The organism is Chitinophaga sp. CB10 (genome assembly GCA_001870995.2).
Lineage (GTDB): Bacteria > Bacteroidota > Bacteroidia > Chitinophagales > Chitinophagaceae > Chitinophaga.
In genome coordinates this window covers 283,405-305,642 of sequence record MLAV02000003.1, presented here as the reverse complement: position 1 = coordinate 305,642, position 22,238 = coordinate 283,405, and the positions used below count along the sequence as shown (strand labels likewise).

Genomic DNA, 22,238 nt, shown 5'->3' with positions numbered 1-22,238 from the left:
TAAAGAATACTCAGAGGCATCCCTTAATTTTGTACATTCAAATTAATTCTTGTAGGTTTAGCGATGCAAAAGAAATTATTTTTACTGGATGCCATGGCATTGATCTACAGAGCGTATTACGCCCTGATCAGAAATCCGCGCATGACCAGCACCGGGCGCAACACCAATGCGCAGTTCGGATTCACTACTACATTACTGGATCTCATCAATAAAGAAAAGCCAACGCACTTAGCAGTGGCGTTTGATACGCATGCTCCTACTGAACGTCATACTACCTTTACTGATTATAAAGCCAACCGTGAAGACGCTCCGGAAGACCTCCTGGACGCGCTTCCCGATATCCGCCGCATCCTGCAGGGATTCAACATCCCCTTGCTGGAAGTAGACGGGTATGAAGCCGATGACGTGATCGGCACGCTGGCCTGGCAGGCGGCCGACGCGGGTTACACCGTGTATATGGTGACGCCGGATAAGGACTACGGGCAGCTGGTACGGGATAATGTGTATATCTACAAACCGCCGTACATGGGCAGTAAGGAAGAAATTATGGGCCCTAGGGAGGTGTGTGAAAAGTGGCAGATCAAAGACGTATCGCAGGTGATAGACATCCTGGGCCTCATGGGCGACGCGGTGGACAACATCCCGGGCATTGCCGGCGTTGGGGAAAAAACCGCCATGAAGCTGCTGGCGCAATATGAAACACTGGAAAACGTGCTGGAAAACGCAGACGCCATTGGCGGTAAAATGGCCGAAAAGATCAAGGCCGGCCGCGAAAACGCCCTGCTCTCCAAACAGCTGGCCACCATCATCACCGATGTGCCGGTGACCTTCCACGAAGAAGATTTTTGCCTCAAGGAATACAACCGCGACGTACTCGTGGAGATATTCACTGAGCTGGAATTTAAAACCCTTGGCAAACGTATCCTCGGGGATTCCTTTGCCAGTTCAGGCGCTGCGGAACCGGCCGCAAGGCCCGGCGTTGTACAGGCGGACCTGTTTGGCGCTGTAGCCGCTGCCGAAGATACCGGCGCTCCCGCCCCGGAAGAAGGAGGCGGCAGCTTCATCAACCCGGAAAAAAATATCCATAACACTCCGCATACCTATCACCTCACGGATACTGCCGAAAAACGCGCTGCGCTCATCGCGCAGTTGCTGCAACAGCAGGAGATCGCCTTTGACACGGAAACCACCGCCAAAGACCCGAATGAGGCGGACCTGGTAGGAATGAGCTTCTCCTTTAAAGCAGGGGAGGCCTACTACATCCCGCTGCCGGCCGATAAAGCAGCCGTGATCAGCATCCTGGAGGAATTCAGGCCGGTATTTGAAAAGGAATCCATGACCTTCATCGGCCAAAACCTGAAGTATGATATGATCATGCTGAAGTGGTATGGGTTTGAACTCAAAGGCCAGATATTCGACACCATGCTGGCGCACTACCTGGTAGAGCCGGAAGGCCGCCGCAGTATGGATTACCTCAGCGCCCAATACCTGGGCTACGAACCTGTGTCCATCGAAACGCTGATCGGCAAAGGCAAGAACCAGCTGAGCATGCGCGACGTGGAGGTGGAAAAAGTAGCCAACTACGCGGCAGAAGATGCAGATGTTACGCTGCAGCTGAAAGAGGTCTTCCTGCCGATGCTGCCGGCTAAATCCGTTGAAAAAGTATTTTACGAAGTGGAGAACCCGCTGACGAAAGTGCTTACAGATATGGAGTTTGAAGGCATCGCCATCGATACCAAAGCGCTGGCCGATTACTCCGCGGAGCTGGAAACAGAAATCCGCAGGGCGGAGGAGAGCGTGTACGAGCAGGCGGGCGTAAGGTTCAAGCTCGCGTCGCCCAAGCAGCTGGGAGAGGTGCTGTTTGAAAAACTGCAGCTGGACCCGAAAGCGAAGAAAACCCGGACCGGGCAGTATGCCACCGGCGAAGACGTGCTGCAGAAGCTTTCTTCCAAACACCAGATCGTGGAGGATATCCTTATTTTCCGTGAGCTGAGCAAGCTCAAATCCACCTACGTAGATGCGTTACCGTTATTGCTGAACAAACGCACCAACCGGATTCACACTTCCTATAACCAGGCGGTGGCGGTGACGGGGCGCTTAAGTTCCAATAACCCTAACCTGCAGAATATACCGATCCGTACGGATCGCGGCCGGGAGATACGCAAGGCCTTCATTCCGCGCAATGAGGAATACGTGCTGCTCTCTGCCGACTACTCGCAGATTGAGCTGCGCATTATTGCCGCCATCAGCGGGGATGAGCAGATGATCGAAGCATTCCGCAGCGGCACGGATATTCACGCGGCCACTGCTGCGAAAGTCTATAACGTGCCGTTGGAGGAAGTAACGTCCGATATGCGCCGCAATGCGAAGAGCGTCAACTTTGGTATTATCTACGGGGTGAGCGCCTTCGGCTTGTCCGAAAACCTGGGCATCAGCCGCAGTGAGGCCAAAACGCTCATCGATAACTATTTTGCCCAGTATCCTTCCATTAAAAAGTACATGGAGGACCAGGTGAAATCCGCGCAGAAAAAAGGTTACGTGGAAACGATCCTCGGCCGCAAGCGCTGGCTGAAGGACATCAATTCCTCCAACGCGGTGGTGAGAGGCTTTGCCGAACGAAACGCCATCAACATGCCCATCCAGGGAACGGCTGCCGATATGATCAAGCTGGCCATGATAGCCGTTCATAAGGCGTTTAAAGCCCATAACCTGAAATCAAAAATGATCCTGCAGGTGCATGACGAATTGGTGTTTGACGCCCATCGCTCGGAGATTGATATTATTAAACCTATTATCCTGGATTGTATGCGAAACGCCCTGCCATTGGCCGTACCGGTGGAAGCCGAGATGGGAATCGGCAATAACTGGCTGGAAGCGCATTAATACTGTAATTCATTTTTTAAGGGGCAGGATGTTACTGTGTATGGCTTATGCTTTACATCCTGCCTCTTATTGCTTATTGAATCCCAAAAACCTATTTTGTATATTCCCAAAGCATTACTCGTTACCAACATGATCCTTACTAAGCACCTGCAATTGATGCCGTGTACGCTACACCATTTTGAGTTGTTCCTTCAGGGTAGTGACGTACTGGCGAGCCAACTGGATATTACTATTTCGGAAAACTGGATAGAATATCCGGAAGTGATTTTGGTTACTTACGACAAATTACGGAACGACCCGACGCTGCTGGGTTGGTTCTTCTACATGGTTATACTGAAAGAAAGCAAACAGCTGATAGGGGCCGGCGGTTTCAAAGGCAAGCCCAGCGCCGATGGCACGGTGGAAATAGCCTACGAGATCAGCCCCGAGCACCGGGAAAAGGGTTACGGTACGGAGATGGCCCAGGCGCTGATCAATTTTGCCTTTGGTCACTCTTACGTTACCAACGTCATCGCCCATACGGAGGAGGAGTATAATGCCTCCGTTAAAATATTACAAAAAGTAGGGATGTCTTTCGTGGGAGCTATCAGGAACAAGGACAATGAAGAATTATGGGAGTGGAAAATCACCCGTGAACAATTCGAAAAAGCACCGCAGGGAGGCGCCAAAGGCTAAACAGCTTCCCCTCCGCTCATCAAACTTTTCGTCGGCAAAGAAGGCCGTTTCCCTTATATTTGGCCCTTTGTTACAAAAATACACAGAATCTAACCACATGAAGAATTGGATGTTAGGCGCCGTAATGCTCTGCTCTACGGCTGCATTTGCACAAACCACCACCAACATACAGGGTAGCAAACTTGAGTTTACCACCATTAAGAACATGGATGCCTTTGACGTACAAAACCAGGGCAGAACCGGTACCTGCTGGTCTTTCTCCGGCATGTCCTTCCTGGAGTCCGAAGCGCTGCGCGCCGGCAAGGGCAAGGGAGTGAACCTGAGCGAAATGTACGTAGTACGCAACATGTATCCATTAAAAGCCGCCAACTACGTTCGCATGCATGGTAAAGCCAACTTCGGCGAAGGCGGCGGATTCCCGGATGATATCCTCTGCCTCCGCGAGTACGGACTGGTACCGCAAAGCGCATATGATGGCAACCGTCAGAAAACCTATAACCACGCTGAAATGGTTAGCCTGCTGGAAGGCCTGGTAACCAAAATCGGCGCTTCCAACGGTACCATCAACCCGGATTGGAAAAAAGCCTACGAAGGCATCCTGAATGCTTACATGGGCGAAGCGCCTGCCAAATTCGAGTATAACGGCAAACAATACACGCCGCAGTCCTTCGCAAAAGAACTGGGCCTGAATGCCGATGATTATATCTACATCTCTTCCTTTATCCACCACCCGTACAATTCACAGTTTGTGCTGGAAGTACCGGACAACTGGAACTGGGAAAAAGTGTACAACGTAAACCTGGCTGATTTCACCACTATCGCTGAACACGCGCTGACCAACGGTTACACCATCGCCTGGGCGGCGGATGTGAGCGAAAAAGGTTTCAACTTCAAAGACGGCCTGGCCATCGTTCCGGAAAAAGACTGGGCTGATATGACGCCTGAAGAAAGGAAAAACGCATTCCTGCAACCTATCCAGGAAAAAAATATTACTGCTGAAGTACGTCAGGAGGCTTTCGATAACTTCGAAACCCAGGACGACCACGGCATGCATATCGTAGGACTGGTAAAAGACCAGACAGGTAAAAAATACTTCCGTGTGAAAAACTCATGGGGTACTGACAACTTCGGACAGGGTTATTTCTACGCTTCCCTGCCTTACTTCCAGTACAAAACTACCTGCTACATGGTCAACAAAAAGGCTTTGCCTGCCGATATCGCAAAGAAGCTGGGAATTAAATAAGGTCCTATACCGGCTTTGTTTGAGTAAGATATTTCCCATAAAAAAGTCCCGCTCCGGCGGGATTTTTTTATGCCGTTTTAGATTGTTGACTTCGTCAATTAAAAATAATTGACAAAGTCAATACGGCTTATTTTCAATACGTTGCGTGGTGGAGTAATCGCCCAGGCGGATTTTTACCGGCAGCCCCGTGCGTTGCTGGACTTTCCATTCCTGCTTGCAGAAAAACCCGAAACACTGGTTGTAATAGAGATTAGGCGGCAGCGGGGCCGGCTTTTTTTCAGCGGTCTTAGGCGCGGGCGGGAGGATGTGCACCGGTTTCAGTTTGAATCCCTGGCCAAAGGCGATATGACCGGCGGCGAGCAGCAGGAGGCTTAAGGCGAGGCTTTTCACTTTGTTGGGTCCTTTCATCTCATAAAATATTTTGTTGCGTGGCAGCGGGCGTATTCATCGAGGGTAAGGAGGGCTGTTGCCGTGTTGCGGGGCGCCGGCGAATCGATGTGCCGGGGCGGGCATTGTTGCGGAGGCCGGGGCGCTGCTGCCGTGCGGCCTTGATTCTCTCCCCCCTAAAAAATCAGGCGATCGCCTCATAACTCCCGATACCTTCACGGATCAGCTCCGGCGCATCGCCGGTACAGTCGACCACGGTGGAAAATCCCATACCGCCAGGGCCGCCGTCCACGACGATATCCACCTGTTTCCCGAACTTCTCGTAGATCACCTCCGGGTCCGTATATTCTTCCACGTAGTAATCGATCGGGAGGGTGGTGCTCATGATCGGATTGTCCAGCTCCTTCACGATGGTACGACAAATATTGTTATCCGGCACCCTGATACCCACCGTATCCTTTTTGGTTTTCAGGAGTTTGGGCACCAGTTTGCTGGCTGGCAGGATGAACGTATAAGGGCCCGGCAAAGCCTTTTTCAGCATACGGAAAATGGGCGTGTCCACACTTTTTGCGTAGTCTGATAAATGACTCAGGTCGTAACAGATAAAGGAGAAATTGGCCTTCTTCGGATCGATCTGCTTGATACGCGCTACCCGCTCGATGGCCTTCTGCTGCGTGATATCGCAGCCCAGACCATACACGGTATCCGTCGGATAGATAATCACCCCGCCATCTTTCAGGCATTCAACAATCGTTTTGATGTTGCGGGGATTCGGGTTATCTGGGTGAACTTGTAAAAGCATATTCAAATTTAACGAAAATGGATGTCAAATTATCTTACTAACTTTCGGCCGATTTTTCTAAACCTACTTGGATGAAGCTTAAAGGAATTGTTCCGAGAATGTGGAGGAGATTGAAGAGAGTGCTTTTAGTTTTAATTATTGCCCAATTTGCCTATATCATTATTACGAAGTGGGTGAATCCCCCTATTACGCTCACGCAAATCTCCAGTTGGTTCAGCCTCTGGGGAACCGATAAAAAGCTTCACAAAAGCTGGGCCGGTTACGACGAGATTTCCCAGCATGCCAAGCTGGCCGTTATTGCCAGCGAGGATCAGCTCTTCACCGACCATGACGGGTTCGATTTTAAGTCCATCGAAAAGGCGATGAAGCACAATGCTAAGAGTAAGAAAATCCGCGGCGCCAGTACCATCAGTCAGCAAGTGGCCAAAAATGTTTTTTTATGGCAGGGGAGAAGTTGGGTCCGCAAGGGGCTGGAAGTGTACTTCACCTTTATGATTGAAAAGATTTGGGGAAAGCAACGGATACTGGAAGTGTACCTCAATGTGGCCGAAACAGGGGAAGGCATCTTCGGCTTTGAGTCCGCCGCACAGGAATACTACCACAAGCCGGCGGCGCAACTCAACCGCGAGGAAGCGGCTATGATTACCGCGGCGCTTCCTAACCCTGTCAAATACACGGTAGTGCCGCCTGCCAGGATTACCGCCTACCGCCAGCGCAAGATACTCGTCCAGATGCGCAACATTGCACCCGATCCGGACATTGCCGAACTGGTGACCGGCGCCGGTAAATCAGTAAAAGAAAAATAATTAACCTTCCAGGAGCTTTTCCACAGCGGCGGCGGCAATGGCCTCCCTTTCCGCATAACTGCCGCTGATATCCGCAAACGGAACGCCGGATTGAACGACTATATCCCGGTAGATATTGTAGAAATAACGGCGCATTTCCGGTTCAGGGTGTTCCCGCTGGGGATCTTCCTCCCAGGGGAGATCGATGTTGGTGAGGAGATACAGGTCGCACTGCTGCTGCGCGATCATCCCCAGGATGCGGTTATCGCAATCCCCGTACTTATGTTCGCTCCAAACTTTTATGACATAGAGATCCGTATCGCAAATCAGCACATCCGCGGCCTTTGCCCGCTGCTGCTGTTCCAGCGCCAGCTGCCCTTCGGCGATTTTTAACAGGTCGTCCTTTTCGTAAGGCCTGTTTAGCCGCTCTATGTATTCGCGGGCATATTCGGGAGTCCATACGGTATGGAAACGCGTAGCCAGCATCTCACTTAAAGTACTTTTGCCGGTGGACTCCGGGCCTATTACTACTACTTTCTTCATGCGTGTGCGCTTTCGTTTGCCAAACCTTCTTTTCTCCAGCTGATGTAGCCGAAAATGGCGATGATGAATAAGAAAATCGTCAGGAGCGAGGTGAGGTAGAGGTGTTTATAAAATAACAGCGGAATTGCTACGAGGTTGGAAATATTCAACAATATCCAGTTTTCCACCTTGCGTTTGGCCAGCAGCCACATGCCGGCGCAGGCCGTGGCGGAAACGAAGCTGTCGACAACAGGAGTGGTGGAGTCTGAAAATTTTGCCAGGAGGATGTAGAAAACCGCCCAGCCCACCGCCGCGATGCCGATAGCGACGCCCATGGTGTGGGCGGAGCTGAAGCTAATCTTTACCGGCTCCTGCGACGCTCCTTTGCGGCGGGCCCAGTAAATCCAGCCATATACGCTCATGACGAAGTAATACGCGTTGAGCGCGGCCTCTGCATATAGTTTGAAGTGGGAATGGGAGAGCAGGTAGACGTAAATACCAGTGCTGACTAACCCCGTCGGATATACGAGAATATTATTTTTTTTCTGGAAGATGACGGACAATACGGCAAAAAATACGGCGATGATCTCTAAGGTCGTCATCTCGTGAAATCCGTTCAGCAGGCCCTGGTATATTTCGTTCATGGGGTTAAAATTAAAACGAAAATATGGAAGCCGCATGGTTACGGCTTCCATCGTGTAATTATTTTTCTCCCAGGAGGGTACCGGATACGTTCCAGAAGCTCTGGCTGGTACCGGCCGGCGCCCCTTGCGGGATGGCCACTTTGAAGGTATGCCTGCCCGGTTTTACATCCGGCAGGTTGATGAACACCGGCGTGGTAAGGGTTCCCGGGCACCAGTTGGAGCGGCTCAGGTCCGAAGAGGACAGCCCGTTGCCGAAGTTGCCGGAGGCCGGGTTGGAATAACGGTAGGTAGCGCAATCCGTGCGCCATGGGATGAAGTGATACACCCGCTGGTTATCCACAAAAATTTCGTTCTGTTTGGGATTGAACTCATCGCCGCCGCCCCAGCCGCCGTGGCCGGTGGTAAGGTAGCGGAGTTGTAGTTTTTTTATGCCCTGCGGGACATCAACCGTCACGGTCAGAGAATCCTTATCGAATAGGGTGGCATATTCCTGTCCGGCCATTTCCATCACATTGGTGGTGTTAAACACCGGCATTACCCAGTTAGTGCCGGCTCCCTGTTCCTCATCGTCGTAACCCGGATAATATTTAAATGCGAGGCTTACTTTATGGCCGCCTTTATCGTAGTTGCCGATGTACACGCCCAGCCATACTTCGCCCTGCAGGGCGCTGGAAAGCTCGGTGATATCCTGTTTGTAGATGACGGAGTCCGCCCAGTGGTAACCCTGTATCTGCACCTGGTTGTTAAACTGGCGTACGCCAAACGGGGTAAAGAAGCGGATGATTTCCAGCGGAGGGGTGAAAGAAGGCGTTTTTACCATTCCCTGGTAGGCCTTGCCGTTGCGGGCGTGGTAGACGGGCAGCGCGGCAGCGCCTTTTTTGAGTCCGTCCAGGAAGGTGGTATCCGTACCTGCGGGAATCATGAATACGGAGCCGGTGCGGTCGTAGGCATCCCCGTTGGAATACTGCACCAGTTCTGCAAACAGGTTATAGCCTTTTTTCCATTCAGGGAGTTTTACTTTTTTGAGGATGATGGTGCCGCCGGCGTAGTGATACGTTTTATTGAGCTGGTCGCCTTCCGGGTTGGGCGTATTGTTGCCCCAGCTGATCTGCTCCTGTTCGAAGATTGGCAGGGTGGTGTAGCGGCTGTCGATCACGGCGCGCATGTAAGCTGCGTCATTGACTACATTGCCTTTATTGGCGGGCCATGCCAGCTCTTCCGGGGTTACCTTGCGGTATTCGATCTTGCGGGCGATGGTTTCGCTGTTACCATTGCGGACGATGCGCAGTACGAGGCCGAGGTCCGGCCCGTAGCTGAGGGTAGGCGTACCTTTTATTTTCAGCGCGTTGGTGTACCATACTTCGATGGTATTGGAACGCACAAAGAGTTTGGCTTTTTTACAGGGGATACCCAGGATGGTGGCGGTATCCGGCAGGAGTTCCGGCTGGGGATGTTCGGCAAACGGCTTTTGCAGCGTATATACTTCCCCGTTGGGCAGGGCGAGGACCTGGAGGGTGGTTTTATTGTTATAATCCAGGTATTGCTGCTCTTTTTGCGCTTTTCCGCCCGGCAGGATGTGAACGCGGTCGTGATCAACCGCCATGCGGAGGCCTTCGCCGCCGGAAGGCTTGCCGTTGTTTACAAATCCGTAGGTAATGACGGCAACGGTGCTGTCGGTTTTTTTCTTTTGCGCCGCAGTTGGCAGGGCGGCGGCGATGCAAATCCAGGCGAGTAGTCCTTTCATTTTTTTCATTGCTTTTTTGAAATCGGGTATAAAAAGATTTGAATCGGGTATAAAGAAAAAAGCACAGCCACTAAGACTGTGCTTTCATTTAACACTATCATTCACTCAACTATGGCTTATTCTGCTTCTGCCACTACTTCTTTCACCTCGGGGATCATACGCTTCATCATGCCTTCGATACCGGCTTTGAGCGTGATCATGGAAGAAGGGCAGCCGGAGCAGGAACCCTGCAACATCAGTGTAACCGTACCTTCGCTGTAGTCTTTAAACTGGATAGCGCCGCCATCCATTTCTACGGCTGGTTTCACATAGTTTTCGAGCAGTTCCTTAATGCGTTTAACAACATCGCTGTCATCCGCGCTCACGGTGTTGGTGGCGGAAGTTTTGGTTACCACCACTTCATCCTCATTAACAACGGGACGGTTATCCTCCAGGTATTCTTTCAGGAAAGCTTTCACTGTAGGGATAATATCGTTCCAATCCGTTTCCGGAGTTTTGGTTAAGGTGATAAAGTTAGCCATGATAAACACCCCTCTGATGAAAGGGAAGCTGAACAGCTCCACTGCAAGCGGGGAAGGTTTAGCGCTGGCTTCGTCCGGAAAATCAATGCTTTTACCAGGATACAGGAGTTTGTTGGCCACAAACTTCATGGTTTCCGGGTTAGGCGTCATTTCGGTGTATATGCTGATAATGGGATTTCCTGTTTTAATCATTTTATCCAATTTTACGCAACAAAGGTAACATTTTTAGGGGAGTTTTCCCCGGGGGAATTCCCGTTTTAGGATCGAATTTTACAATATCATTATAGGCAAAAACAATTCGCCGGATAATATTACATTTAATCAACATTTATTTATTCCACATCCTATATTACTTTTGCGGTACATATGCAAACAGTTAAAACGCTTAAAGCACGCAAACGCATCGCGTTAATCGCGCACGACCACAAGAAGGCAGAGCTGATCGAGTGGGCCACCTACAACAAAACGGTATTGAGTCGCCATGAACTGTACGCCACCGGCACCACCGGCAAGCTGATAGAAGAGGCGCTGGATGTATCGGTTCGTAAACTGCTGAGCGGCCCGCTGGGGGGCGACCAGCAAATAGGCGCACTGGTGGCCGAAGGGGCGCTGGATGTGATCATCTTCTTCTGGGACCCGATGGAAGCGTTGCCGCATGATCCGGATATCAAAGCATTGCTGCGACTGGGCGTGGTTTGGAACATTCCGATCGCGAACAATCGCTCTACTGCTGATTTTCTGCTGACTTCCCCGCTGATGCACCAGGATTATGAGGTGATTTTGCCGGATTATACGCAATACCTGGGTAGGAAGGTCTAGCCCCGGTAACGGAGTCTAACGTCGATAATTTTCCGTATTTTAATAGAAAGGTTCGGGAATGCGATTGTTATGCTCCATCATCTGTTGCTGCCTGCTACTCAGCGGCTATGCACAATCAGACTCCGCTAATAACTTGAAACCGGGTGTGCCGGTTAAACCCTTTGGCGACACCCTGTTTTTCATTTACAATAAAATTGGACCGCTGGCGCCGGCGGAAAGGGCCGCCCAGATTGAACGGAAGATAAAGATGCTGGCGGACAACCCGCTGTTCAGCCCTGATTCCCTGATTATTTCCCCCAATGAGGACAACCTGGATGTCAGCTACGGCGAGGTGATCCTCTTTTCCGTTACCGCCAGGGATTCGGTCATCCTGCACCAGTCCAGGGACTCCATTGCCAGGTATAATAAAAGCCAGATCGGCCACGCCGTCAGCAACTACCAGGAGGAATTTGGCTGGAAGGCGCTGCTATACCGGTTGCTGTGGCTTGCCCTGGTAATTGCCATCTTCACCGGGCTCGTGATTTTGATAAATTTTGTTTTCCGGAAGATAAAAATGCGGCTGATCAAGCGGAAAGAGCGCCTTTTTAAAGGCTTGCACCTCAGCGGGTACGCCATTATGAACCCTTCCCGGCAGCTGGCATTTGCCTTTACGGTGCTGCGGATGATACGGATAGCCGTCATCCTCCTGGTGCTGTACTTTACGCTACCTGTCGTATTCAGCATTTTCCCGTGGACGAAGGGGTTGGCGGATACGCTGCTTCACTGGACGCTCGACCCTTTAAAAACCGTACTGGCAAAGACGGTAGCATATCTCCCTAAATTATTAACCATCATCGTAATCTACCTGATCACCCGGGGGCTGGTGCGGCTGGTGGGATTCCTGTCTAAAGAAGTGGCGAACGGCAACCTGGTGATCAAAGGCTTTTATGCGGACTGGGCGCGGCCTACCGCCAGCGGCATCAAGTTTTTGCTGTACGCCTTTATGTTTGTGGTGATATTCCCATACCTGCCTGGTTCGGACTCCAAGGTATTCCAGGGCGTTTCCGTTTTCCTGGGTATCCTCTTTTCCCTGGGCTCCTCCTCGGCAATTTCCAACATCATTGCCGGATTTGTGATTACGTATATGCGCCCTTTCCGCATCGGGGACCGTATTAAACTGGGCGATATTACCGGGGATGTGATTGAGAAAACCTTATTGGTAACCCGCCTGCGGACGATCAAAAATGAAGAGATCACGGTGCCGAACGCCAGTATCCTGAACGGGCATACGATAAATTACTCCACCTCCTCACAGGAACTGGGCCTGATCCTCCATACTACCGTTACCATCGGGTATGACGTGCCCTGGAATGTGGTGCACGGCCTGCTGCTAAAAGCCGCCATGGCTACGGAGGGCCTGTTGAAAGACAAGGCGCCGTTTGTATTGCAGACGGCTTTAAACGACTTTGCCGTGGCCTATGAGCTGAATGTTTATACAGATCAGCCCAATAAAATGGCGGTGATTTATTCCGACCTGCACCGGCAGATACATATTGCATTTGACGCGGCAGGGGTGGAAATCATGTCCCCCGGTTATGTTGCCCACCGGGATGGCAATCACACCACCATCACGCCGGAGAACCGGCCTAAGGATTACCAGACCCCTCCATTCAATGTTCACCTGTCCTCAAAGGAATAACTGCTAATCAAATAATTAAACACTCTCCGCATCCGTTTTCCTATTTTCGCATTTCACGGATTTAATCGACGAAGATGTTGAAGCAATTAATAGCCGGCGCAATCTTATGGATATGCCTGATGCAACAGGCATGGGCACAATTACCGCCCAAGCGGGAAATGAGGGCAGTGTGGATAGCCACCGTAGAAAATATCGATTGGCCTTCCAGGCGCGGACTCAGCTCAGACCAACAAAAACAGGAATTCATTGCGCTGCTGGACCAGGCGCGCAGGAACGGCATGAATGCCGTGGTGGTACAGGTACGGCCTGTAGCCGACGCTTTTTATCAATCCCTGTACGAACCCTGGTCCGAATACCTCACCGGTACACAAGGCCGCCCGCCTTATCCATACTATGACCCGCTGGCGTTTATGATTGAAGAAACGCACAAGCGCGGCATGGAATTCCATGCGTGGTTCAACCCGTATCGTGCAGTCTTCAACGTTAGTCGCAGCAGCGTGAGCCCGGATCATATCACCCGCCGCAATCCGCAGTGGTTCCTCACCTACGACGGTAAAAAATATTTTGATCCCGCATTGCCGGAAGTACGGGAATATGTGACCAACATCATCAGGGATGTAGTGAAGCGCTACGATGTGGATGCCATTCATTTTGACGACTACTTTTATCCTTACCGCGTGCCAGGGAAAGACTTCCCGGACAATGCTTCCTACCGCACGTATGGCGGCAATATGAACAAGGATGACTGGCGCCGGCAGAATGTGGACCTCATCATCGAAATGCTGAGCAAGGCCATCAAAGCGGAAAAGCCTTATGTGAAATTTGGTATCAGTCCGTTTGGCGTATGGCGTAACCGGGACCGTGACCCGGAAGGCTCCTACACCCGCGGCGGCATGTCCAACTACGACGACCTGTATGCGGACGTGCTGAAGTGGCTCAAAAAGGGCTGGATCGATTATGTAACGCCGCAATTATACTGGGAGAGAGGCCACCGGTTGGTAGCCTATGAAATACTGCTGAACTGGTGGAGCCAGCATGGCTATGATAAGCACGTCTATATCGGCCACGGTGTTTATAAAATCAACAGCAACAGCATCTGGCGCAACCCGAATGAGATACCCCGGCAGATAGAAGAAGCCAGGACGCTCAACACCGTGCAGGGCAGCTTCTTTTACAGCGCCAAGTCGTTTGCCGGCAACCCGCTCGGCATTGAGGACACGCTCCGGAATCATTTGTACAAATACCCCGCGCTGATCCCGACCATGCCGTGGCTGCCGAATATGGCTCCGGAGGCGCCTTATTTTGTCGATGCTTTCGAGCGCAACTTTGGGCTGGAAATACACTGGTCGGATAATGATACTTTAGGCCATACGAAGCAGTATGTGCTGTACCGCTTTGAGGGCAACGAGGTGATTAACCTTACCGACCCTACGAAAATTATAGCCATTGTGCCGCAGGCGCCGGATCCTGAGTTCAGGGATGCGTCGTATGTGAAAGGGAAGAGTTATACGTATGTGGTGACTGCGCTGGATCGGTTGCAGAATGAGAGCCTGGCCAGCGAGCCGCTGCGGGTAAGGCCGGGAGTGAAGACGATGTTTGAGTTTGAGCCGTAGGCGGGAAATTATTGGTTGTACAGGACCGGTGCATTTATTATTAAATGCACCGGTCTCCATCTAACCTCAAATCCACTCCCCCTGCATTTAAAAAATGTACCGGTTTCCATATCTATCCCATCCAACTTCAAATACATTCCCCTGCATTTAAGAAAAATGCACCGGTCTCCATACTTCAAATCCACTCCCCCTGCATTTAAAAAATAAATGCACCGGTTTCCATATCTATCGCCGTCCCATTCGGCAGCGGGCTCAACTCCGGAAAAGCATCCGCATTCACCAGCTGCACCGTTTTGCCTACAATAGCGCCGGCAATCGCCCCGCCGGCCACGGTAGACCAGATGATAGCGCTATTCCGCTTCCGGGCGTTCTCCAGGTATTTCGAAATAATAAACCCATGCTGGTATCTTGAAATAGGCAATACCGTATATCCCAGGTTCCTGAAAGCTTCTCCGCCTTTCACCACGCCCCAGCAATCAATCGGCTTCCCTGCTTTATCCACCACCAGTATTTTCCTTTTTACCTGCGTGATATCAAATTCGCTGATCGCCGGCTTGTTGGCTTTAAATTCTTCAAAGGTCATATACACGCCGTCCACGAGGGAATCTTTCAGCGCGGGAATATTCCTTTTGGCCTCATAGAGGTTCAATATACCTTCTTTGGACAGCACGCCGGCGTTTTGCGCCAGCGCATGATCCAGCACCGCAATGGTGCTATCTACCAGGTCCTGTATGGCATTGGCGATATTGGTTTTGTGCTTGTGCGTCACGTCCATACCGCCATTATTTTTCGCTATATCGGCGCGGGCCAGTTCCACGAAGTTATTCCCGTCCACAGCGCCGTACGTTGTCCCTTTAAAACGCAGGTAAGCCTTTTCGCTCATGCTGCCCGTCCTTTCGGCGATACGCAGGGCTTCCACCACCATCAGCACCTGCACGCCGCCCGCCTTATACAGGTGGCCGTAAGCGCTGTTGATATGATTTTGCAGATAGGCGGTCGCGTTAGTGTCCGGCACGGCAATGACCATGCTGTTCATCATCCCTTTTTGCGCATAGCCGATATGCGTGCTGTCCCACAGGTATTGCACCACCTCTATACCTGCAATCGGGCGGGTAGAGGAGGAGGAGAGCTTTCGCTGGCTGTCGCTCAGCTTAATTGTTTTGACCGATGGTTTGGATACTGCAGCGGTATCATTATATACAGGGTCCTGGGCATAGGCGGCGGCTGCAAACAGGAGCAGGGCTGCTGATAGTTTCATTTTATTCAGAACAGGCATAGCGTAGTAGTTAATATGATAGATATAGGTTGATGTTGGTCGGAGACTAACGAAGATAAAAAGAGAAATGTAATCGGCCGCCACCGGCCCCCGAAAATTGTTGTAGGGTATGATACCTACGCCACATACATATATTATTATCTACCTATTATTATATTTTAATATACCGCTGGATAAGTTGACCCGCCGCAAATCCGCCACTGTATGATATTTTGACCATTTATGGTCCATTATTCACCTTTCCTTGCTAAAAAAATATTCAGATTATAGATTTACTTCCTCCCCGGCCGGCTTCAGATGGCTTTGCGCAACTCCATTTTTTTAAAAAATTTAAACCTGACAGGGTTTTATTTTCAATTTTTCTAAATTTTAGGCCTATAACAAAAGTTTGTATAAAAAAAGTCGCATTCCTTTAGTATCTTTAAACCGTTCCCGAAAAATATCGTACACCATCACCCATGGCGCAAGTCAATGGGAGAAGTGTGCCTAAGAATTAAATCTATCAAATCAATGGATGAAGTGAAGCAAACGCAAGGTTTATACCGTCCTGAATTCGAACATGATGCCTGCGGAACAGGTTTTACCGCTCATATTAAAGGGCGTAAATCCCACCAGATCATCAGTGATGCGCTGACCATGCTTGAAAACATGGAACACCGCGGTGCCTGCGGCTGTGAGCAAAACACTGGCGACGGTGCAGGTATTCTGTTTCAGATGCCGCACGAGTTTTTTTATGATGAGTGCCTGAAACTGGGTATCCGCTTACCAGAGTTCGGAAAATACGGTGTGGGGATGATCTTCTTCCCTAAAGAACCTCGTTGGCGCGAAGAGTGCCGTGAAATCCTCCAACGCTCCGCTGAAAAGCTCGGCCTGGAAATACTTGGCTACCGCAAGGTGCCTGTGCGCCCCGATGGTATCGGAGAAACCGCACTGTCTGTAGAACCTGAAATTGAGCAGGTATTTATCGCCTGCCCTTATCATATCAGCGACGCTACCAGCTTTGAACGTAAACTCTTCGTGCTGCGTAACTACGTGTCCAAAACTGTTCGCAACTCCATTCCAAAGGATAAGGCGTTATTTTATATCGCCTCCCTCTCTTATCAGACCATTGTATATAAAGGCCAGCTGACCACCTACCAGGTGCGTCATTATTATCCTGACCTGTCTGACGAGAAAATGGTATCCGCATTCGCGCTGATACACTCCCGCTTCGCCACCAACACCTTCCCGAGCTGGAGCCTCGCGCATCCTTTCCGGTACATCGCCCACAACGGGGAAATCAATACCCTGAAAGGAAACCTCAACTGGCTGCGCGCCGGCGAAAGAGACTTCGTTTCCAAATACTTCTCCCCTGAAGAAATGGAAATGCTCCTGCCTATCGTAGCAGACGGACAGTCCGACTCCGCCAGCCTGGATAACGTAATAGAACTGCTGACCCTCTCCGGCCGCTCCCTCCCGCATGTAATGATGATGCTCGTTCCCGAAGCATGGGACGGCAACGAGGATATGGACCCGGTGAAAAAAGCATTCTACGAATACCACGCCTCCCTGATGGAGCCATGGGATGGACCAGCCTCCATCTCCTTCACAGATGGTAAAATCATCGGCGCTACGCTCGACCGTAACGGTCTGCGCCCAAGCCGCTTCGTGGTAACCAAAGACGATCGCGTGATCATGGCCTCCGAAGCCGGAGTACTGCCCATCGATCCTAAAAATGTTAAAGAAAAAGGCCGCCTCCAGCCTGGTAAAATGTTCATCGTGGACATGGACCAGGGCCGCATCATCGGCGACGAAGAGCTGAAACAGCAAATCTGCTCCCAGCAACCTTACGGCGAGTGGCTGAATAAATATAAAATCCGCCTCGAAGAACTGCCTGAACCACGCGTAACCTTTACGCACCTGGAACATGAGCAGATCTTTAAATACCAGCGGGCATTCGGTTATTCCACCGAAGACCTGAACACCATCATCGCCCCAATGGCCATCGATGGTAAAGAGCCGGTTGGCTCCATGGGTACAGACGCGCCACTGGCAGTACTCAGCAACCAACCGCAGCACCTCAGCAGCTACTTCAAACAGCTGTTCGCACAGGTAACCAACCCGCCAATCGATCCGATCAGGGAGCGACTGGTAATGTCCCTCGCTACCTTCGTGGGCAACAACGGTAACCTGCTCGATGAGGATCCGCTGCACTGCCACGGCCTGGCGCTGCGTCACCCCATCCTCAACAACTTTGAGCTGGAAAAAATCCGCAGTATCGACACCGGCCTGTTCCAGGCTAAAACCCTGCAAACCTACTTCAAGGCAGACGGTAAGCCCGGCTCCATGGAGAAAGGGCTGGCGCGCCTTTGCCGCTACGCAGTAGATGCCGTGGAAGACGGTTTCGAGGTGATCATCCTGTCCGACCGTGCCATCGACTCCGAACACGCCGCTATTCCATCGCTGCTGGCAGCTTCCGCTGTTCACCACCACCTGATCCGCAAGGGTTACCGTGGCCAGGTAGGACTCATCGTGGAAGCCGGCGACGTATGGGAAGTACACCACTTTGCCTGCCTGCTGGGCTTTGGCGCTACCGCCATCAACCCATACCTGGCGCTGAGCACCATCCGCGATCTCAAAATCAATGGCAAACTGGAAACCGACCAGGATGTGGATAAACTGAAGAAAAACTACATCAAAGCTGTTTGCGACGGCCTGCTGAAAGTATTCTCCAAAATGGGTATCTCCACCCTGCAGTCCTACCAGGGCGCACAGATATTCGAAATCCTCGGTATCAGCCAGAACGTGGTGGATAAATACTTCACCGGCGCCGTTTCCCGTATCCAGGGCCTGACCCTCGACGATATTGCCCGCGAAACGCTGGCAAAACACTGGATGGGCTATGGCCGCAAGGAAACGCCGGTACAACGCCTCACAGAAGGCGGTATCTACCAGTGGAAACGCAAAGGCGAGTTCCACCTCTTCAATCCAAATACCATTCACCTGCTGCAATTGGCCACCCGTATGGGCGATTACAGCATCTTTAAAAAATATTCCAAAGCCGTTAACGAACAAAGCGAGAAAGCATGCACGCTCCGCAGCATGTTCACGTTCAAGCGCACACGCCCGTCTATCTCCATTGACGAAGTAGAACCGGCGTCCAGCATCCTGAAACGCTTTGCCACCGGCGCAATGAGCTTTGGTTCCATTTCCCACGAAGCGCACTCCACACTCGCCATCGCCATGAACCGCATCGGCGCTAAAAGCAATACCGGCGAAGGAGGAGAGGACGAGATCCGTTATGAGCAACTGCCCAACGGCGACTCCATGCGCTCTGCTATCAAGCAGGTGGCAAGCGCCCGCTTTGGCGTTACCAGCTACTATCTGACCAATGCGGATGAACTGCAGATCAAGATGGCGCAGGGTGCTAAACCGGGAGAAGGCGGCCAGCTGCCTGGCCATAAAGTGGACGAGTGGATCGCGAAAGTAAGACACTCCACCCCGGGAGTAGGCCTGATCTCTCCGCCACCCCACCACGATATTTATTCCATCGAGGACCTGGCTCAGCTCATCTTTGACCTGAAAAATGCCAACCGTGCGGCCCGTATCAGCGTAAAACTGGTATCCAAAGCCGGCGTAGGCACCATCGCTGCCGGTGTGGCCAAAGCCCACGCGGATGTGGTACTGGTTTCAGGATTCGACGGTGGTACCGGCGCTTCCCCGATCAGCTCCATCAAACACGCAGGGCTGCCCTGGGAACTCGGCCTGGCTGAATCCCACCAGACCCTCGTAAAAAATAAACTCCGCAGCCGCGTCGTATTGCAGACCGACGGTCAGCTGAAAACCGGCCGCGACATCGCCATCGCTACCCTCCTGGGTGCGGAAGAATGGGGCGTAGCTACCGCCGCACTCGTAGTGGAAGGTTGTATCATGATGCGTAAATGCCACGTGAACACCTGCCCGGTAGGCGTAGCCACCCAAGACCCTGAGCTGCGCAAACGCTTCACCGGCGATCCGCAGCACGTGGTAAACCTCTTCAACTACCTCGTGGAAGAACTCCGCGAAATCATGGCGGACCTGGGCTTCCGTACCATCAATGAAATGGTCGGCCAGGTAGATTGTCTGCAAATGCGCGAGGATATCACCAACTGGAAAACACAGAAACTCGACCTGACCCCGATCCTGTACAAAGAGCCAGCCGGCGAAGAAACAGGATTGTACAAACAGGAAGAACAGGATCACGGCTTACGCGAAGTGCTCGACTGGCAGCTGCTCAAAGTAGCGCAGCCGGCGCTGGAAAAGAAAGCCCGTGTGTACCACCAGTTCAATGTTAAAAATACTGACCGTACCATCGGTACCATTTTATCAAACGAAATCACTAAACGCTACCTGAGCGAAGGGCTCCCTGAAGATACCCTTCACTTCAAGTTCATTGGTTCCGCTGGTCAGAGCTTTGGCGCATTCACAACCAAAGGTCTGACGCTGGAGCTGGAAGGCGAGGCAAATGACTATTTCGGAAAAGGCCTGTCCGGCGCCAAACTGATCCTCTACCCAAGCGGGGAAGCAGGCTTCAAGGCAGAGGACAACATCATTGCTGGTAACGTATGCTTCTACGGCGCCACCTCCGGCGAAGCCTACATCCGCGGTAAAGCAGGCGAACGCTTCTGCGTACGTAACTCCGGCGCTACCGTAGTTACCGAAGGCGTGGGCGACCACGGCTGCGAATACATGACCGGCGGCCGCGCTGTGATCCTCGGCGAAACAGGACGCAACTTCGGCGCAGGTATGTCAGGCGGCATTGCCTTCGTATATGATGTGAAAGGCAACTTTGCTAACCACTGCAACCGCGATATGATCGACCTGGATCCGCTGGACCAGGAAGATGTAGCCGCCCTGCAGGACCTGATCACTAAACATCACGCCTACACGAACAGTACCGTGGCTAAGTTCATCCTGAAAGACTGGGATAACCAACTGCGTCACTTCGTGAAAGTATTCCCTAAGGAGTACAAAGCGGCACTGAAATCAGGCATAGCATTAGGTCAGAAAGTAGGTCACTAGTAACAATTAACATTCATCATCAAAATATCCCTTGCTGTTAAGGGACTTTGTGGAGGCTATTATGGGTAAACCTACAGGATTCCTGGAATTTACACGCGAGCTGCCCGGGAAAGCAGATCCCCGGGAAAGAATAAAACACTACAACGAGTTTGTAGAGCGTTTTCCTGAACAAAAACTCAATCAGCAGGCTGCCCGCTGCATGAACTGCGGCGTGCCCTTCTGCCACAGCGGATGCCCCCTGGGCAACGTAATACCGGAATTTAACGATGCCGTTTACCGCCAGGATTGGCAGGAAGCGTACGATGTGCTCACATCTACCAATAACTTCCCGGAATTTACCGGCCGCATCTGCCCTGCACCCTGCGAAAGCGCCTGCGTACTGGGTATCAACCAGCCGCCGGTAGCCATCGAAGAAATAGAAAAACACATTATCGAAATCGCTTTCGAAAAAGGTTTGGTACAAGCCAAAGCGCCAAGAGTACGCACCGGTAAAAAGGTAGCCGTTGTTGGCTCCGGCCCGGCAGGACTCGCAGCCGCGGCGCAACTGAACTATGCCGGCCACCAGGTGACCGTGTTCGAACGCGATGATAAACCGGGAGGACTCCTCCGCTACGGTATCCCTGATTTCAAACTCGAAAAATGGGTGATCGACCGTCGTATCAAACTGATGGAAGAAGAAGGCGTTACCTTCCAGTGTAATACTAATATAGGCGTTACCGTTAATGCCAACGATCTGTTGAGAGAATTCAACGCTGTGGTTCTGGCCGGTGGGTCAACAATTCCACGCGACCTCAACATTCCCGGCCGCGAGCTCAAAGGCGTTCACTTCGCCATGGATTTCCTGAAACAGCAAAACAAGCGTGTAGCGGAGTTGAGCGTAGACGGTGCAGACATTCTGGCTACTGGCAAAAATGTTGTAGTAATTGGCGGTGGCGATACCGGGTCCGACTGTGTGGGCACCAGCAACCGTCACGGCGCTAAAAGCATCACACAACTGGAACTCTTACCTAAGCCTCCGGGCGAACGTACGGATTATATGCCTTGGCCTACTTACCCAATGATACTGAAAACGTCCACTTCCCACGAGGAAGGCGCAGACAGACACTGGGCCATCGCAACCAAAGAATTCATCGGCGATGGTAACGGCAACCTGAAAGCCCTCCGCCTGGTCGACCTGCAATGGTCCCTCAGCCCGGATGGCCGCCCGGCTAAATTCACCGAAGTTCCAGGCTCCGAAAGGGATGTTCCCTGCGAACTCGCCTTCCTGGCTATGGGCTTCTTACACCCGCAGCACAACGGCATGCTGGATCAGCTGGAAGTAGAAAGAGATGAAAGAGGCAATGTTAAAGCCTCCGAAAAACAATACCTGACATCCATTCCAAAAGTGTTCACCGCCGGCGATATGCGCCGTGGTCAGTCACTGGTGGTATGGGCCATTAGCGAAGGTCGCGAGTGTGCGAGGAAAGTGGATGAGTTCCTGATGGGATCTTCCCAGCTGGAAAGTAAAGACCATTCGTTACAAGCCATGGCTTTGTAACAGGCGATTATCGTTGATAATCAACCTGTCTGAATCATATTGCAGCTTCGGCTGCTTAACTTTTCTCAT

Annotated in this window: 16 protein-coding genes; 9 read left to right on the top strand and 7 right to left on the bottom strand. The window is 51.6% G+C overall.

Features of this window, described 5'->3' with window-relative positions; genetic code table 11:
* The first annotated feature begins 63 nt into the window (after nucleotides 1-63).
* From polA to BOC67_RS06655, 3 genes are all read left to right on the top strand, one after another.
* A complete protein-coding gene (polA, locus tag BOC67_RS06665; protein WP_291908494.1) occupies nucleotides 64-2,883 on the top strand; it encodes a DNA polymerase I in 2,820 nt (939 codons plus the stop codon).
* A 129-nt stretch (nucleotides 2,884-3,012) separates the two neighbouring features.
* Nucleotides 3,013-3,558: a GNAT family N-acetyltransferase gene (locus BOC67_RS06660; protein WP_291908493.1), complete on the top strand. Its 546-nt coding sequence runs from the start codon at nucleotides 3,013-3,015 to the stop codon at nucleotides 3,556-3,558.
* A 97-nt stretch (nucleotides 3,559-3,655) separates the two neighbouring features.
* The gene (locus tag BOC67_RS06655) at nucleotides 3,656-4,801 is read left to right on the top strand and encodes a C1 family peptidase (protein WP_291908492.1); all 1,146 of its coding nucleotides are present in this window, start codon (nucleotides 3,656-3,658) and stop codon (nucleotides 4,799-4,801) included.
* 117 nt (nucleotides 4,802-4,918) lie between these two features.
* Here BOC67_RS06655 and BOC67_RS06650 read toward each other — a convergent pair whose 3' ends face one another.
* Nucleotides 4,919-5,209, bottom strand: a complete 291-nt coding sequence (locus BOC67_RS06650; protein WP_291908491.1) for a hypothetical protein — start codon at nucleotides 5,207-5,209, stop codon at nucleotides 4,919-4,921.
* A gap of 163 nt (nucleotides 5,210-5,372) precedes the next feature.
* Nucleotides 5,373-5,990, bottom strand: coding sequence for an L-threonylcarbamoyladenylate synthase (locus BOC67_RS06645; RefSeq protein ID WP_291908490.1), 618 nt, complete (start codon nucleotides 5,988-5,990; stop codon nucleotides 5,373-5,375).
* 71 nt (nucleotides 5,991-6,061) lie between these two features.
* Between BOC67_RS06645 and mtgA the strand changes: the two genes are divergently transcribed.
* Nucleotides 6,062-6,796 (top strand): monofunctional biosynthetic peptidoglycan transglycosylase, encoded by a 735-nt coding sequence (gene mtgA / locus BOC67_RS06640; protein ID WP_291908489.1) that lies wholly within the window; start codon nucleotides 6,062-6,064, stop codon nucleotides 6,794-6,796.
* Here the strand turns inward: mtgA and BOC67_RS06635 are convergent, their stop codons facing one another.
* The 4 genes from BOC67_RS06635 to BOC67_RS06620 form a co-directional block, all read right to left on the bottom strand.
* Nucleotides 6,797-7,318, bottom strand: coding sequence for an ATP-binding protein (locus BOC67_RS06635; protein ID WP_291908488.1), 522 nt, complete (start codon nucleotides 7,316-7,318; stop codon nucleotides 6,797-6,799).
* On the bottom strand, nucleotides 7,315-7,941 hold the full coding sequence (gene pnuC / locus BOC67_RS06630) for a nicotinamide riboside transporter PnuC (protein WP_291908487.1): 627 nt from the start codon (nucleotides 7,939-7,941) through the stop codon (nucleotides 7,315-7,317). Before pnuC ends, BOC67_RS06635 begins: the two co-directional genes overlap by 4 nt.
* Before the next feature lie 58 nt (nucleotides 7,942-7,999).
* Nucleotides 8,000-9,685 carry a PNGase F N-terminal domain-containing protein gene (locus tag BOC67_RS06625; protein WP_291908486.1) on the bottom strand — a complete coding sequence of 562 codons (1,686 nt, stop codon included), beginning with the start codon at nucleotides 9,683-9,685 and terminating at the stop codon, nucleotides 8,000-8,002.
* Between the two features lie 116 nt (nucleotides 9,686-9,801).
* Nucleotides 9,802-10,398, bottom strand: a complete 597-nt coding sequence (locus BOC67_RS06620) for a NifU family protein (protein WP_073082557.1) — start codon at nucleotides 10,396-10,398, stop codon at nucleotides 9,802-9,804.
* A 174-nt stretch (nucleotides 10,399-10,572) separates the two neighbouring features.
* Between BOC67_RS06620 and BOC67_RS06615 the strand changes: the two genes are divergently transcribed.
* The 3 genes from BOC67_RS06615 (at nucleotide 10,573) to BOC67_RS06605 (ending at nucleotide 14,316) form a co-directional block, all read left to right on the top strand.
* Nucleotides 10,573-11,025, top strand: coding sequence for a methylglyoxal synthase (locus tag BOC67_RS06615; RefSeq protein WP_073082560.1), 453 nt, complete (start codon nucleotides 10,573-10,575; stop codon nucleotides 11,023-11,025).
* 58 nt (nucleotides 11,026-11,083) lie between these two features.
* Nucleotides 11,084-12,703, top strand: a complete 1,620-nt coding sequence (locus BOC67_RS06610; protein WP_291908485.1) for a mechanosensitive ion channel family protein — start codon at nucleotides 11,084-11,086, stop codon at nucleotides 12,701-12,703.
* A gap of 74 nt (nucleotides 12,704-12,777) precedes the next feature.
* A complete protein-coding gene (locus tag BOC67_RS06605; protein WP_291908484.1) occupies nucleotides 12,778-14,316 on the top strand; it encodes a family 10 glycosylhydrolase in 1,539 nt (512 codons plus the stop codon).
* Between the two features lie 196 nt (nucleotides 14,317-14,512).
* On the opposite strand, the gene BOC67_RS06600 is transcribed toward BOC67_RS06605, so the two are convergent.
* Nucleotides 14,513-15,592, bottom strand: a complete 1,080-nt coding sequence (locus BOC67_RS06600; RefSeq protein WP_291908483.1) for a hypothetical protein — start codon at nucleotides 15,590-15,592, stop codon at nucleotides 14,513-14,515.
* 510 nt (nucleotides 15,593-16,102) lie between these two features.
* On the opposite strand from BOC67_RS06600, the gene gltB reads away from it, so the two are divergent.
* The gene (gene gltB, locus BOC67_RS06595; RefSeq protein ID WP_291908482.1) at nucleotides 16,103-20,632 is read left to right on the top strand and encodes a glutamate synthase large subunit; all 4,530 of its coding nucleotides are present in this window, start codon (nucleotides 16,103-16,105) and stop codon (nucleotides 20,630-20,632) included.
* Between the two features lie 61 nt (nucleotides 20,633-20,693).
* Nucleotides 20,694-22,169 carry a glutamate synthase subunit beta gene (locus tag BOC67_RS06590; protein WP_367115537.1) on the top strand — a complete coding sequence of 492 codons (1,476 nt, stop codon included), beginning with the start codon at nucleotides 20,694-20,696 and terminating at the stop codon, nucleotides 22,167-22,169.
* Nucleotides 22,170-22,238: the final 69 nt, after the last annotated feature.

What these genes read in the sequence shown, in the direction of transcription:
- polA (WP_291908494.1), top strand. Translation starts at nt 64, where the DNA reads ATGCAAAAGAAATTATTTTTACTGGATGCCATGGCATTGATCTACAGA.
- BOC67_RS06660 (WP_291908493.1), top strand. Translation starts at nt 3,013, where the DNA reads ATGATCCTTACTAAGCACCTGCAATTGATGCCGTGTACGCTACACCAT.
- BOC67_RS06655 (WP_291908492.1), top strand. Translation starts at nt 3,656, where the DNA reads ATGAAGAATTGGATGTTAGGCGCCGTAATGCTCTGCTCTACGGCTGCA.
- BOC67_RS06650 (WP_291908491.1), bottom strand. Translation starts at nt 5,209, where the DNA reads ATGAAAGGACCCAACAAAGTGAAAAGCCTCGCCTTAAGCCTCCTGCTG.
- BOC67_RS06645 (WP_291908490.1), bottom strand. Translation starts at nt 5,990, where the DNA reads ATGCTTTTACAAGTTCACCCAGATAACCCGAATCCCCGCAACATCAAA.
- mtgA (WP_291908489.1), top strand. Translation starts at nt 6,062, where the DNA reads ATGAAGCTTAAAGGAATTGTTCCGAGAATGTGGAGGAGATTGAAGAGA.
- BOC67_RS06635 (WP_291908488.1), bottom strand. Translation starts at nt 7,318, where the DNA reads ATGAAGAAAGTAGTAGTAATAGGCCCGGAGTCCACCGGCAAAAGTACT.
- pnuC (WP_291908487.1), bottom strand. Translation starts at nt 7,941, where the DNA reads ATGAACGAAATATACCAGGGCCTGCTGAACGGATTTCACGAGATGACG.
- BOC67_RS06625 (WP_291908486.1), bottom strand. Translation starts at nt 9,685, where the DNA reads ATGAAAGGACTACTCGCCTGGATTTGCATCGCCGCCGCCCTGCCAACT.
- BOC67_RS06620 (WP_073082557.1), bottom strand. Translation starts at nt 10,398, where the DNA reads ATGATTAAAACAGGAAATCCCATTATCAGCATATACACCGAAATGACG.
- BOC67_RS06615 (WP_073082560.1), top strand. Translation starts at nt 10,573, where the DNA reads ATGCAAACAGTTAAAACGCTTAAAGCACGCAAACGCATCGCGTTAATC.
- BOC67_RS06610 (WP_291908485.1), top strand. Translation starts at nt 11,084, where the DNA reads ATGCGATTGTTATGCTCCATCATCTGTTGCTGCCTGCTACTCAGCGGC.
- BOC67_RS06605 (WP_291908484.1), top strand. Translation starts at nt 12,778, where the DNA reads ATGTTGAAGCAATTAATAGCCGGCGCAATCTTATGGATATGCCTGATG.
- BOC67_RS06600 (WP_291908483.1), bottom strand. Translation starts at nt 15,592, where the DNA reads ATGCCTGTTCTGAATAAAATGAAACTATCAGCAGCCCTGCTCCTGTTT.
- gltB (WP_291908482.1), top strand. Translation starts at nt 16,103, where the DNA reads ATGGATGAAGTGAAGCAAACGCAAGGTTTATACCGTCCTGAATTCGAA.
- BOC67_RS06590 (WP_367115537.1), top strand. Translation starts at nt 20,694, where the DNA reads ATGGGTAAACCTACAGGATTCCTGGAATTTACACGCGAGCTGCCCGGG.